This window comes from Enterococcus avium (genome assembly GCF_002891025.1).
Classification (GTDB): Bacteria; Bacillota; Bacilli; order Lactobacillales; family Enterococcaceae; genus Enterococcus_A; species Enterococcus_A avium.
Map to the genome: position 1 here is coordinate 410,433 of NZ_NBSL01000002.1, position 11,662 is coordinate 422,094.

At 38.8% G+C, this 11,662-nt stretch carries 16 protein-coding genes; 8 read left to right on the plus strand and 8 right to left on the minus strand.

What is annotated here, in order from left to right:
- Positions 1 to 228: 228 nt before the first annotated feature.
- The 5 genes from AUF14_RS02090 (at position 229) to AUF14_RS02110 (ending at position 3,759) form a co-directional block, all read left to right on the plus strand.
- Positions 229 to 948 (plus strand): hypothetical protein, encoded by a 720-nt coding sequence (locus AUF14_RS02090; protein ID WP_016180498.1) that lies wholly within the window; start codon positions 229 to 231, stop codon positions 946 to 948.
- Positions 949 to 1,567: 619 nt separating this feature from the next.
- On the plus strand, positions 1,568 to 2,047 hold the full coding sequence (locus tag AUF14_RS02095; protein WP_016180499.1) for a LytTR family DNA-binding domain-containing protein: 480 nt from the start codon (positions 1,568 to 1,570) through the stop codon (positions 2,045 to 2,047).
- Complete coding sequence (locus tag AUF14_RS02100) at positions 2,031 to 2,408, plus strand: DUF3021 domain-containing protein (protein ID WP_016180500.1); 378 nt, start codon at positions 2,031 to 2,033, stop codon at positions 2,406 to 2,408. Before AUF14_RS02095 ends, AUF14_RS02100 begins: the two co-directional genes overlap by 17 nt.
- A gap of 311 nt (positions 2,409 to 2,719) precedes the next feature.
- A complete protein-coding gene (locus AUF14_RS02105) occupies positions 2,720 to 2,926 on the plus strand; it encodes a hypothetical protein (protein WP_016180501.1) in 207 nt (68 codons plus the stop codon).
- 221 nt (positions 2,927 to 3,147) lie between these two features.
- Positions 3,148 to 3,759 (plus strand): DUF3267 domain-containing protein, encoded by a 612-nt coding sequence (locus tag AUF14_RS02110; RefSeq protein WP_016180502.1) that lies wholly within the window; start codon positions 3,148 to 3,150, stop codon positions 3,757 to 3,759.
- 52 nt (positions 3,760 to 3,811) lie between these two features.
- Here AUF14_RS02110 and AUF14_RS02115 read toward each other — a convergent pair whose 3' ends face one another.
- A complete protein-coding gene (locus tag AUF14_RS02115) occupies positions 3,812 to 4,225 on the minus strand; it encodes a GNAT family N-acetyltransferase (protein WP_016180503.1) in 414 nt (137 codons plus the stop codon).
- 279 nt (positions 4,226 to 4,504) lie between these two features.
- On the opposite strand from AUF14_RS02115, the gene AUF14_RS02120 reads away from it, so the two are divergent.
- Positions 4,505 to 4,888 carry a hypothetical protein gene (locus AUF14_RS02120; protein WP_049218569.1) on the plus strand — a complete coding sequence of 128 codons (384 nt, stop codon included), beginning with the start codon at positions 4,505 to 4,507 and terminating at the stop codon, positions 4,886 to 4,888.
- A 46-nt stretch (positions 4,889 to 4,934) separates the two neighbouring features.
- Positions 4,935 to 5,534, plus strand: coding sequence for a DUF2922 domain-containing protein (locus tag AUF14_RS02125; RefSeq protein WP_016180505.1), 600 nt, complete (start codon positions 4,935 to 4,937; stop codon positions 5,532 to 5,534).
- A gap of 95 nt (positions 5,535 to 5,629) precedes the next feature.
- Here AUF14_RS02125 and AUF14_RS02130 read toward each other — a convergent pair whose 3' ends face one another.
- The 7 genes from AUF14_RS02130 to AUF14_RS02160 all read right to left on the minus strand — a co-directional run bounded on the left by AUF14_RS02130 (position 5,630) and on the right by AUF14_RS02160 (position 11,069).
- On the minus strand, positions 5,630 to 6,838 hold the full coding sequence (locus AUF14_RS02130) for an IS110 family RNA-guided transposase (RefSeq protein ID WP_049220023.1): 1,209 nt from the start codon (positions 6,836 to 6,838) through the stop codon (positions 5,630 to 5,632).
- Positions 6,839 to 7,136: 298 nt separating this feature from the next.
- The gene (locus AUF14_RS02135) at positions 7,137 to 7,577 is read right to left on the minus strand and encodes a YdeI/OmpD-associated family protein (protein WP_016180506.1); all 441 of its coding nucleotides are present in this window, start codon (positions 7,575 to 7,577) and stop codon (positions 7,137 to 7,139) included.
- Positions 7,578 to 7,717: 140 nt separating this feature from the next.
- Complete coding sequence (locus tag AUF14_RS02140) at positions 7,718 to 8,407, minus strand: M23 family metallopeptidase (RefSeq protein WP_016180507.1); 690 nt, start codon at positions 8,405 to 8,407, stop codon at positions 7,718 to 7,720.
- Positions 8,408 to 8,512: 105 nt separating this feature from the next.
- Positions 8,513 to 9,142: a TetR/AcrR family transcriptional regulator gene (locus tag AUF14_RS02145; protein WP_225844243.1), complete on the minus strand. Its 630-nt coding sequence runs from the start codon at positions 9,140 to 9,142 to the stop codon at positions 8,513 to 8,515.
- 105 nt (positions 9,143 to 9,247) lie between these two features.
- A complete protein-coding gene (locus AUF14_RS02150) occupies positions 9,248 to 9,664 on the minus strand; it encodes a VOC family protein (RefSeq protein WP_016180509.1) in 417 nt (138 codons plus the stop codon).
- A 40-nt stretch (positions 9,665 to 9,704) separates the two neighbouring features.
- The gene (locus AUF14_RS02155; protein WP_016180510.1) at positions 9,705 to 10,520 is read right to left on the minus strand and encodes an AraC family transcriptional regulator; all 816 of its coding nucleotides are present in this window, start codon (positions 10,518 to 10,520) and stop codon (positions 9,705 to 9,707) included.
- Positions 10,521 to 10,544: 24 nt separating this feature from the next.
- The gene (locus AUF14_RS02160; RefSeq protein WP_016180511.1) at positions 10,545 to 11,069 is read right to left on the minus strand and encodes a PadR family transcriptional regulator; all 525 of its coding nucleotides are present in this window, start codon (positions 11,067 to 11,069) and stop codon (positions 10,545 to 10,547) included.
- A 401-nt stretch (positions 11,070 to 11,470) separates the two neighbouring features.
- On the opposite strand from AUF14_RS02160, the gene AUF14_RS22420 reads away from it, so the two are divergent.
- A complete protein-coding gene (locus AUF14_RS22420) occupies positions 11,471 to 11,611 on the plus strand; it encodes a hypothetical protein (protein WP_155856973.1) in 141 nt (46 codons plus the stop codon).
- The last annotated feature ends 51 nt before the right edge of the window (positions 11,612 to 11,662 follow it).

Below are 11,662 nucleotides of genomic sequence, written 5' to 3' on the forward strand. Positions count from 1 at the left end.
AAAAGTTCAGAAGGTCTTTATTATACGGATGATAAATGATATAATAAAAAACGTTATTAAACGCTAAAATATCTGTTTCGTTATAAAAAAGTCATTTTATTGATTAAATATGCTGGAAATAATTTCTGGAGTATTTAGCGAATAAAGCAAGGAGGGAAAGTAACTTAATTTTAGGGGTTTGGGAGAAAAAATATAAGGAGAAGCATTCATCTGAATGTGTGGTGAAAAATGATTTCAGAAAAACAAAAATTAGCGATTGTTGCTTTAGCCGTTTTATTGGTCGGTGAAGTCATTGCGGTGATCAGCATCGGATTGATTTATTTTAACCGAGCATTTTTCGGAGAACACATCAATGTCATTCGAACATTTGTCAATGCGTCAACAGCTTTCTTTGGTTGCTTCTTTTCATTTTTAGCAGCGCTATTGATGTTTCAATACTTGAAATATCGGGAAAAGCAGAAGGAAGTGCATAAGACAACGCGATTGTTTACGAAGCTGAAAAAGGAATATCAAAATAATTATTCGGCGCTAGTAGAATTGGGTGGAGAAATCGCGAATGGTTCGACGGAGCTGGCGAAGCTGTTGAAAGAAAGTCAGAAAGTACGGGATTTGTTCGTACTGGGCGTTTATCGATTAGATTTTATCATGTATGATACCTATTATCATGATACAGATTGGCAGTTGATTCGTGAGGTTGATCGTAATAGTGAAAGCTATTTAGAACTATTTGAGCTAAGTCATCAAATCGAATACCTTTGTCAGGCAATTGTTGAGAACAAAATCAATTCAGAAGAAAGCTTGAGACAACTGTTGGTATTGATCACACAAAAGATCGGAATTTTGCAGCAGCATCAGCTTGAAATTGAATTGAAAGAGCGTCCGATGGAAACGGACAGCGAGACTGACTACGCGGCAGAGCCGGTCGGTGTCGAAATGGTCCAAGATTAATTGATACAGCTTAATAAACTGATTGAAAGCCGAGTGAAGAATTTTACTCGGTTTTTTGTTTTCAAAAAGGGCATTTCTGGACAAATCCTCTAAATACTCAATGATTTGCGAAAAAAATGGTTTTTCAATCTTTTAGTTGATTACTGATGGTTATGATTCAGTTTGATAAATTTCAAGGCATCAAAAAAAGTAGACCATATCTTTTAACGGATGAAAAGCTTAGAATCAATGATTCGAGTGTAAGACACACTGGACAATGCTTGATTGATCTTCTTTAGAACAGCTATTACTATTGGGCTAGGAGGCATAAAAGAATCCTGCTGTTGTGTGCCAGGTAGTCAATTTCATCTAGAAAATAGAGGCTAATACCTCCTCTCTCCTCTTTACATGCGAAGTCTTAACAGTACTGGAAGGATGGATTAGACTACTTGGCGCGCATAACTTAGAGATCTTGGGAATGAGAAAACAGAAGAATGAGATCAAAAGAACTCTTTCATAAGAAGGGTTCATTTTTTGTTTTTACCGGATGAGGCGCGCTGTTTACCGGAAAGGAAAAAAGACTATTTTACTCTTCAAAAATGGCTTACTATAAAGATAGAGAAGGAGGTGGCGATGATCCATGTTGAAGGGGTTGAAGATTCAAGTGGAAATCGGAAAGAATTGGATAGCGCCCGAGGTACGGATTCGCGCGGCAGAAGAGAAAACAGGCAACCAGCTTGTCAGCTGTTTAGAGGCGTTTCAAGAGGAGCAATTAGTGATCAAAGTAAAGGATGAGTTTGTCTTATTAAATAAAACCGAAATTATTTATTTAGAAATCTTCAATAAAATCGTAACACTTTATACCGCAAAGGAAACGTATTCTTTTCGCAAGTCTCTCACGGCACTAAAAGAAGAACTGCCAAGTGATCAGTTCTTGCAAGTTTCAAAATCAGCCTTGGTCAATACAAAGGCTATTCAAAAATTAGAGATTGCCTTTTCTGGCAGTTTATTTGCCTATTTGAGTAACGGTCAAAGAATCACCGTTTCTCGTCGGTTTGTCGATCAGTTGAAACAGCATTTAGGAATCAAAAGGAGGGGTCAAAATGAAACGCGTACTTAAACTATTAGGACAATCTGTCGGCTTTGGCAGTAGCATCTGCATGCTGTTTGCCTTTATTTATGCCGATAATCAAGTCAGAAAAATCGTCCTTAGCTTTATTCTATTATCGGTAGTGATCGGATTATTGAGTCTGATCTATGAATTGAAAAAGTTGTCGCTTCTTGTTCAAACGTTGATCCAGATGGGCGGAGGATTTATTGCTTTTTTGATTGTGGCTTGGGTGAATCAATGGTTTCCCTTTAAGTGGCAGGTGGTTTTGTCGGCCTCCTTCTCCTTTTTTCTAATCTTTTTTGCTATTTGGATATTCCATTATTTGAAATATAAGCGCGAGATTAAACAAATCAATCAGAAATTGAGATAGAATATTTTTTTTAGGGTCAGCGAAAAATCTTCGCTGATTTTTTTTGCCGATTGTTCAATGAATAGTAGATTGGAATTTTTAATTTATATACAAAAAAGTATGGTTTAGACCGAAATTAAGAATCCAAAAATACCAATAATTTACTAAAATAACAAAAAAACGAACAAGTGAAACGATAAACAATCCTTTATAATAGTAGTGAGGGGAGATTGGTTTATATATAGCGTGTAAGCAGTCTCAAATGGTTTATTCCTGTTGTTGAGTGGCCCAGTGATAGATAGTCTGGTTTTCATTTAGGAGGAATGACGCTCATGGATTCAAGTAGAAACGAAAAAATTTATCGAAGGAGTAATAAAGCAAGTCGGATACTTCAGATGATTTTCTATTTTCTTGTGATTTTTAGTGTGATTTGCCCAACTGATGAAGTGCTTATTTATTTGACTATGGTTTGCTTAATAATTGCCATTATCGTTTTGATACTGCCTTTTTGTGTAGGTTATTTAAAAAAAGAAGAGTAGGTCAAAGTCACTTTTCGTTCTTGAAATGTGGTGTGCTACAAAAGCAAACTTATGATCAATCTACCGGAGACTTTTTTAGGAAAGTTTCTGGTTTTTTCTAATGAAGGATAACCTGACTTCAAATTTTGACGCGGATAGGTAAAAACGTATATGATGGCAATAGAAAGGGTTAAAAGGAGTTAAAAAAATATGTGAGGGCATAGGAAAAAGGGGGTTACGGTATGAAGAAAAAGCATCAGAAAGGCAAAATAAACAAAAAATATGAGTTATTCGATGCACTTTGCCAGGAAATGGAAGAAAAGGACTATCGTATGCAGGATAAGACCTTTTCGGCAAAAGAAGCTGGGACACAGGGAATGCTGCTGCCAATTCCATTTATCGTATTGGTCGTGATTGGCTATTTTTGGCGCTGGGGAGCGGATGCATCGCCATTATGGGAGATTAATTTTCTCCTATTTCTGATTCTGTTTATTGTATCCATTCCAATTCATGAGCTGATTCATGGCCTGACGTGGGCGAATTATGCAAAAAAGAAAATGAAAAGCATCACCTTTGGCTTTAATGTCAAGGAGCTGATGCCGTATTGTCATTGTAAAGAAGCGCTGGAGGCAAAGGCCTATAAAATCGGTGTATTAGCACCAGTTGTGGTACTAGGGGGCGGCTATTTTTTCCTGTCGTTGCTGTTTCCAAATACTGAGCTGATCTTACTTTCTGCCTTTAATATTTTTATGGCAGCAGGTGATTTAATGATCTTTTGGAGTGCGCGTTCGATTCACGAGGGGCTAGTAATTGATCATCCAGAATTACCCGGTTTTGTAGTATTCACTAAATAAACTGACAAATAGGATTCCTTTTCATTCGAGGAATCCTGTTTTTGTCATTATTTTATCTTTTCAAATACATCCCTAGGCTTTCAGGTGCGGTTTCTACAAAGCCAAACTGTTCATAAAGCTTATCTGCTGGTCTGTCAGCGATCAGATTGACATAAGCCTGTGGATTGATCTCATCGTGAATGTACTTCATCAGCAGCGCCATGATCGCTTTCGCAAGACCTTTTCCCTGTTCCTTTGGATGGACAGCGATGTCCACAATCTGATAAGCGGTACCGCCATCTCCGATGATTCGCCCCATTCCGATCAATTTTTCATCGGTCTTATTTCGGATAATAACCGAATAAATGCTATTAGCTAATCCCGTTTTACTGGCTTCTTTGTCTCGCGCAGACAATCCGCAAATCTGTCGCAGTGCCAAGTATTCTTCAACCTCGGGAATATCGATTCGGATGACATAATTTTCCATCGCAAACACCCTTTCACTGTCTTTCTATGCTCATTTTACGCTATTAGCCGTAAGAAACAAGAAATAAGATACGCAAAATAGTCGAATCTCACGGTTTCTTTTTTTAATAGAAAATAAAATTCTAAGTTTTTTTTTTGATTAGTTCGCATAACGAAGCGGGTTTGTCGTTGTCGAATGGCTCCAAAACGGACATTAAAAAAATTTTGTCGATTGACAGGAGTGTTTTCATAGGATTATAGTCGAGGCGTGATCACAAACCAATCAGAGAGGAGCATTATTTTGACAGAAGCATTATTTACACCAAGACAAGTTTTTTCGCTACGACCTAAAACATTAGAGAAACGAATAGATAAACATTACCAAGAAACCCGTGATGCGGGATCAACTATTCAAATTTTGATAGCGCTTCAGGTGCGAGACGAACTAGGCGAAGAGGATTTTTCATTTTTCATGAAACGGCTTGTTCGTAAGCTGTTTTTAGAGACTAAGACTTCTCGGATATTGCGCCGCTATTATTTCTATTTCAAGCATTATTTTTCTTCTGATGAGTGGAAGGTCGTATCCATCAGACTGTTTTCAATCAAAACCTATATCACAGAGAAAATCGAAAAATTCTATACTCAATTCATGAAAGAACCACTGACAAGGTTGGCAGGTTCATGACGTTTGGAAAGAGTGACCTATTAAGACTAAAAGAAGAGGTGAAATCATGTTAAGTTTATCGGCAACATTTGAAAAAAGTAATGGCAGAAAACATTCATGGCGGATGAAACATGCCAATCCAAATAAGACAGCGAAGGAAATTAAAACATCGCTAGAAAAATTGACGACGTTAGATATCTTTGAAAAGGATGGCGTTAATTTTTTTGAGAAGGTTATTACTGCAAAATTTATCGAAACAATTGAGACACCGATTTTCGATAAAAAAACTGACACTCAATTAGAAAGTCCCAAAACGAAACCAGTAAACGAGCAAAGCCCCATAGATACTATTCAGGATCCGAAAGACCTGATTGTTCAGCAAGAACTAATCAAGCCTGGAATGCTTGAGCTGTTATTTGAGCTGCCCAAAGGAATCGAACCGCAAGCTATCTCTGAAAGCGAAGCAGCGTCCTTGATTATGGCAATGGTGCCAAAGGGCGGAACGGTGGAAGATTTTAGCGTCATTGAGGAGACACATCCAGTTAGGTTCCGACTGCTAGTTAAACTCGAGGAAGAGCCAGATTCCTTATCGGCAACTGCTGTGCCAACGAGAGGAAAGAAAAAACGCGGAAGGCTGATAGAACGGCTGCGAAAACGAAGGGAATAACAAAAAGCTAGCTATGAATTAGTCAAGTGAAAAAGGAATTTCTTTTATCTTTAAGAAAACACACCAAATAGACCTCCAAAAATCGAATGAAAAATTTATTTTTCGGAGATATCTTCGGGAAAATGAACTTCGTAAGGTTTGTTTTGTGTCCAAACGGCAAAAATGATATTCACGAGTTTTCTGGCAACTGCACCAATGGCGGTTCCATGTGACTTTCCTCGTTTTCTCAATTTTTGATAATACAAGGAAAGGGCAGGATCTTTAAATGCGGCGACAAAAGCAGCTTGCCAAATGGCTCTTCTAAGATAAGGAGAACCACGCTTAGAAAGTCTGTTTTTGGTTCCTGTAAAATCTCCAGACTGATGAACAGAGGCATCCAGTCCAGCAAAAGCAAGGAGCTGATTGGGGCGTTCAAAACGTTTGATATCCCCGACTTCTGCCATGAGGACAGCGGCAGTAATGTCACCAATCCCTGTAATGGTCGTCAAATAGTTTTCTTGTTTTGAAACGATTTCTTGAATTTCTGCTTCAATGATCTTGATTTGAGAATCAAGCAACTGAATCTGTTCCAACATGATTTGAATCTCTAACTTGAAGACATCAGAAGCAATTGAAATGCCAAAAGAATGTGCCGCAGCTTCTTTCAATTTCATCACTTTTTCTTCTGAGCGAGCGATTCCTAACCGTTTCTCACTTGCGGTATTGATGGTTTCAATGAGACGTTCGGCATCAATCTCAAGAAGATCTTCTGGAATAGGAGAATTTAGTAAGACTTGCGTGGAAGAACAACCAAACACATCCGAAAAAATCTGATCGTATTCAGGAAAGACCTGATCTAAACAAGCAAGAATTTTTCTTTTTAAGTCAGAACACCGATCCACTAAACCATAGCGGAATCGTTCCAGCTGTTTCAATCGGAAAATATCTTCTGCGGGAAGTTCGGTTTTATCAGGCAAGTCCAATCGAATGACTTGGGCGATCAATAAAGCATCAATCGTATCAGTTTTTGTTTTCCGAATGTAAAAATCGCGTAATACATCGGACTGTATTGGATTGAAAACAGTGGTATGAAAGCCTAGCTTATGCACGAAAGTGTAGATGGACAGCCAGTAATGACCAGTGGCTTCCATTCCGACCATGGTGTTTTCTGGAAGTAACGCGTGTTTATTGAAGAAAGCAAGCAGTTGTTCACTGCCAAATTTGGTATTGGAGATACGGATGGTTTTTCCGATCGATTTTCCGTGTTGATCAATCACTCCAACTTCATGGTGTTGCTTACCAATATCAATACCGAGAAAAAACATTCAATCAGATCCTTTCAAGGATTTGTCAGATAGCGGTTATCCTCTCTGCTCTTGGACGATATAGCCTCGTTAGATATTCAGAAACCAGGTTCTATCTAGCTCATTCATATACTGTCGCAAGAGAAGAGGCGTCAGTCTTTTTGAGGAAGACAAGGCTTCAAGGAGGAAAACTACGACCTCTATCTGCTTACTACAAGTTTAAACCAAAAAGAAGGTTTAAAGGAATAACCAGTCAGAATGTATCTGACAATATTAATATACGAGGAAGTAAACCAAGTGATTCACTTCCGTATGTTTATTAAGAGTTCTTTTTGTAGCTGCTTAATCGACCGTTGTCATCCCAAGCACCGAAAAGCTGATTGGCTTTGGTGTTTGTCAGCAATTTTTCCAAGCGTCGTTCGAATAGTTCGACATCTGCACCATAGCGTTGAATATTATCAATTTTGATTCGCTGATAAAGCTCTGGAAAGGCTGAAAAGTTTTGTTGGATTTCAGGATCTGCTTCGAGTGCCTGCATAATTCGCGGATCGATCACAAAACTTTCTGGAGACAAATCCGGTAAGGTTGCTCGAACTAGATCAGTCATCAAATCTAAATAGATTAAACGGCGAGCTCGTTCTTTATTCAGCTCGGTCCATTGGCTCTTTTTCGTCCTAGGTGAGAGCCGTTGCCCAATTTCCGTTTCGGAAAGCTTCTTTTTGGTACCGTCGATCCAGCCAAAGCAAAGAGCTTCCTCCACGAAGTCTAAATAGGTCAGGTTTGATTGCGATCAATCACAACCCAGCAATCTTTTGCACTTGCAGCATTTTCTTCTAACCAATCTCTCAGGTCTTGATGGTTCTGAGGTTTATATAGATTATTCATTTCCAAACGCTTCACCTATTTTCTGTCTGACTTTAACGAACGAATACGTTCGCCAGCAGCGGGAAACTGATTTTGGATGATTTCCCACGTGTTCCCATTGTATTTTTCATAGGTATCAAAAACCAAAGGGAGACCATTTGCTGATTCGATTATAGCAGAATCCATCAGTTGAAAATGTAAATGCGGCTCAGTGGAATTTCCAGAATGTCCGACGTTGCCAAGATAGGTTCCTTCTGCAATGTGTTCTCCTTCTGAAATAGCAATTGAACCCTTTTGCAGATGACAGAAAGCAGCGTAGATACTGGCAGCTCGTTTGATGACGATATAATTTCCAGCGATTGCCTCGAAGCCGTCTCGTTCTGGATCGAAAAAGAGGGAGTGGCGAATAGCGGTTGTTTGATCATGAAGCCATGAGGCTTTTTCGCCATCAGAGGTATTGTTTTTCACTGTGATGACCTCACCAGTAAAGGGCGCATAGACAGGCTGACCAAAGCAATAGTAGTTTTTTAAAGGAATCCCTCCTAACAGATAGTCGGCTGAATTAGCAGTATGTGAACGGTCATTCTTATCCTTTTGAATGAAATCAAAGGCATAGCGCAGTCCAAAACGATTCGTTCCATGACTTGGAACCCGATCAGCTGGGCTTGTTTCAGTGTACCATTCACCACGGAGGGGAAAGGCAATCGTAGTTGCTTCGTTTGGCATCACAAAACCTTCTTTCTGCAGGGGGTTATTTTTTGTGCCTAATTGTGAGAAAGACCAAAAAAACAAGAGACAACCAGCAAGAATCAGCACTTTTTTCATTTCTAATTACTCTTGATAAAAAACGCTTTTAAGGTCTTCTAAATACTGTGTTAGCTTATCGGTGATGGCTTGGTAATCAATCTGTTCAGGATTTGTATTTTTCAATCCATCCAAAATCTCATTAGTAAAGCCGATGTTTCCCCAAAGAATCAATTGCTTACAGCGATCCACATTAAGTCCTGTTCGGAATTTCGTTTCATCAATCCCTTCAAATAAATCCTTTTCACAAGAAGAATGCTGTCGTTTAGCTAGGTCAGCTACTTTTTGATTGATCATCTCAGAGTTTGTTTCAATCTTTACATTCGTAAAATCAAGAATCCAAGGGTTCCGTTTCATCAAGTCAATTTGTAACATGTAAGAGTGCAGTAATCGATTAAAAACATCTTTTTCCTGCCAGTTCAATTTCGTCCAATAATCCTCAGCGATTGTCTTTTGGCAATAATCCAATAAGAGCGAAAACAACTCCTCTTTACTTTTTACATAGTGAAACATCAAGGCCTTCGACATTCCAGCCGCTTTTGCGATTCGATTCGTCGACGCTTCCTCATAGCCACGTTGGGAAAATTCCCGCAATCCTGCATTCAGAATTCGTTGAATCTTTGGATCAGTCGTATTGATTTCAGTCAAAGCGCTCACTTCCTTACCTAGTAGGTTAATTAGAGTGTAGCAGGATTTACCTACTAGGTCAATTTGAAAAAACCAATAACCGAAATCGTTATTGGTTCATAGAGAATTATTAAGCTATTTCATCGCTGAAATGATCCAAGTCACGTCGTATTTATCCTTCACACAGCCGCTGATACTGCTGTCATCGGGTGGGGGATTGCTGGCGATTGCTGCGACAACGGTTCCTTCATTGGATAGCTCCGAAAAGACCTCTCTAGCCATAGCCTCTTCAGGTAAATGGGCTTGGATAGCGACATTTCCATTTTTTACTATCGGTTCTGGATAATCTGCACCAGTGATGCCATCAAATTCGCTGATAGCAAGTCGCGCATGCATGACTTTGTTTTTTAGTTCTGTGGGAATTGGATAATTAGGATTTTCAGGCATCTCATCGTATTTAGACATGTGTTGAATGTTGCCATTGAAGAGTTGGGCATACCATAAAAATGCTTCTTCGCATGCCCCATTAAAACGGATATAGGGTGAAAACATAAACTTCAACTACCTTTCTTCTTTACTTGAAAGTATACCTTTACAATTTATAGGGGTCATTGTAAAAAAGGGACATCGTTTCCATGTATTTCTTAGGAGTGATCCCATAGATTGCGGTGAAGTCATGGATAAAATGAGCATAGTCATGATGGCCGGTCTCCTCAAATAGCAAGGACATTTCGGGTTTGCTATGTAATAGATCAACAGCTCGCTTCATGCGGATGATTCGAGAACAGGTTTTAACCTTCGCTCCAGCATATTTCATAAATAAGCGATTCAATTGCTTTTCACTGTAATACGTTTCCTTTGCCAGATCCTTTACACGAACTGATCCATTGCTTTTAAGGAGTATTTCAAAAGCGATGCAAAACGCAGGATTCAATTCTATTTGATTTATTTTTTCAAAGAAAATTTGATCCAATTTACTCGCCAATTCATGAATCGTTTTGGCAGTGTAATATGCTTCGGCTATTTGTTCAAACAATGCCTGATTTAAATCTGCAAAGAGAAATCCCTTGTCAGCCAGGTGATGCTGATCAATGTTCAGAAAAGGATAAAGTCCAGACGCATGAAACTCTACTAAAAACATAAAATCAAATTGCCGCGCATAGTCAGCAATCATCGTTGGTTTTGTGTTTACACCTCGAAGACCTGCGGTAAATTGACCGTTTTGAAAGGTACACACAAGGGTTGAACTGATGGTGGGCAGAATTGTTTGCTGCGGATGCATTTTGCTAGGATCAGTAAAAGTATAATTGGCAATATAGGGTCGCAGTAATGGATGGGGAGAAAGGATAATCATATTGCCATTGATTGTTGAAAATGAACTCTTATAGATATTTTCTTTATTTAGCATAGATAGGTCCTCCGATTATTATCCTCAAAATCCTTTCTTCACAGTAACAATCCATTCCTCAATGGCCTTAATTAAAAGTAACTGCTGATGCATCACAGCTTTTCCAGTGGCAGGAATATCTGATTCAGCCTTGTTGGTTAGAAGGCTTTCTTCCAAGGTTGCTTTCATTTTTTGTACATTAGCCTCAATGATACTGATGCAGGCCTTTTGATCTGCGGGGGAGAGACTGTCGAGGTTGAGAATCACGGCATTGAAATCTAGAAAAATATTGATAGGGCGAGCAGCGATCCCCAGCATTAATTTCTCGAATTCAGTCTTGCCTTTTTTGGTTAATGAGTAGACGGCTTTTTCAGGCATCTTTCCATTTTTCTTCAGGGTGCTTTTGACGTAGCCTTGTTTTTCCAGCTGCAGCATCTTTTTATAGATTGTTGGCGTACTGACTTTTACCCATTGAGAAATGTTGCGGTATTCAATAAGTTTTTGGATATCATAGGCACTGAGAGATTCTTTTTTTAGAATTCCCAGAACAATCAAATCAATCGTTCGCATCGCTAAACCCTTCTTTCTATCCAGTTTTCTATTTAATCTATCTACGAGTGATAGTAGAACGACTACTATCATTTATAGTAGTTTGTTTTTGTTGTCATGTCAAATCTCGTTGACAGTAGACGAGACTATCTATCAAAACGACAAGTTGGATTATTTAGACAAGAGGGGGAAGGTGACCGCAGAGTTTTCTCATTGTTACGAATAATCAATTTTTTAACAGATTAACAAGTTCCTGGGGGTAACCCAAATCCTTTTCAGTATATAATCTAGGTGTACAGAAGGATAGATTTGTACTGATTTATTCTTAAAGGCAAAAGCATTCGCTGAATGATTGACGGCATTTGAATCAAACGACTTTTTTGGACAATTATTATTTTGGAATGGGTAAGGAGGAAAAGGATATGCGTACAAAAGTATTGGCCCGTCAAAGAGGATGGGACCTTCGGCAGTCATTACGGGAGAAAATAGGAATTATTGTTTTTGGCTCATTTATTTTAGCAGCTGCTAATTTGCTGTGTATCGTGCTTCTTGTATTGCTGTAACGTTGTTTATTTTAGTAACAATCCGTCTAGCTACTCAACCTTATTAAAAAA

Excerpts from the sequence above, each read along its gene's own strand:
- AUF14_RS02090 (WP_016180498.1), top strand. The coding sequence starts at position 229 with ATGATTTCAGAAAAACAAAAATTAGCGATTGTTGCTTTAGCCGTTTTA.
- AUF14_RS02095 (WP_016180499.1), top strand. The coding sequence starts at position 1,568 with ATGTTGAAGGGGTTGAAGATTCAAGTGGAAATCGGAAAGAATTGGATA.
- AUF14_RS02100 (WP_016180500.1), top strand. The coding sequence starts at position 2,031 with ATGAAACGCGTACTTAAACTATTAGGACAATCTGTCGGCTTTGGCAGT.
- AUF14_RS02105 (WP_016180501.1), top strand. The coding sequence starts at position 2,720 with ATGGATTCAAGTAGAAACGAAAAAATTTATCGAAGGAGTAATAAAGCA.
- AUF14_RS02110 (WP_016180502.1), top strand. The coding sequence starts at position 3,148 with ATGAAGAAAAAGCATCAGAAAGGCAAAATAAACAAAAAATATGAGTTA.
- AUF14_RS02115 (WP_016180503.1), bottom strand. The coding sequence starts at position 4,225 with ATGGAAAATTATGTCATCCGAATCGATATTCCCGAGGTTGAAGAATAC.
- AUF14_RS02125 (WP_016180505.1), top strand. The coding sequence starts at position 4,935 with ATGTTAAGTTTATCGGCAACATTTGAAAAAAGTAATGGCAGAAAACAT.
- AUF14_RS02130 (WP_049220023.1), bottom strand. The coding sequence starts at position 6,838 with ATGTTTTTTCTCGGTATTGATATTGGTAAGCAACACCATGAAGTTGGA.
- AUF14_RS02140 (WP_016180507.1), bottom strand. The coding sequence starts at position 8,407 with ATGCCAAACGAAGCAACTACGATTGCCTTTCCCCTCCGTGGTGAATGG.
- AUF14_RS02150 (WP_016180509.1), bottom strand. The coding sequence starts at position 9,664 with ATGTTTTCACCCTATATCCGTTTTAATGGGGCATGCGAAGAAGCATTT.
- AUF14_RS02155 (WP_016180510.1), bottom strand. The coding sequence starts at position 10,520 with ATGCTAAATAAAGAAAATATCTATAAGAGTTCATTTTCAACAATCAAT.
- AUF14_RS02160 (WP_016180511.1), bottom strand. The coding sequence starts at position 11,069 with ATGCGAACGATTGATTTGATTGTTCTGGGAATTCTAAAAAAAGAATCT.
- AUF14_RS22420 (WP_155856973.1), top strand. The coding sequence starts at position 11,471 with ATGCGTACAAAAGTATTGGCCCGTCAAAGAGGATGGGACCTTCGGCAG.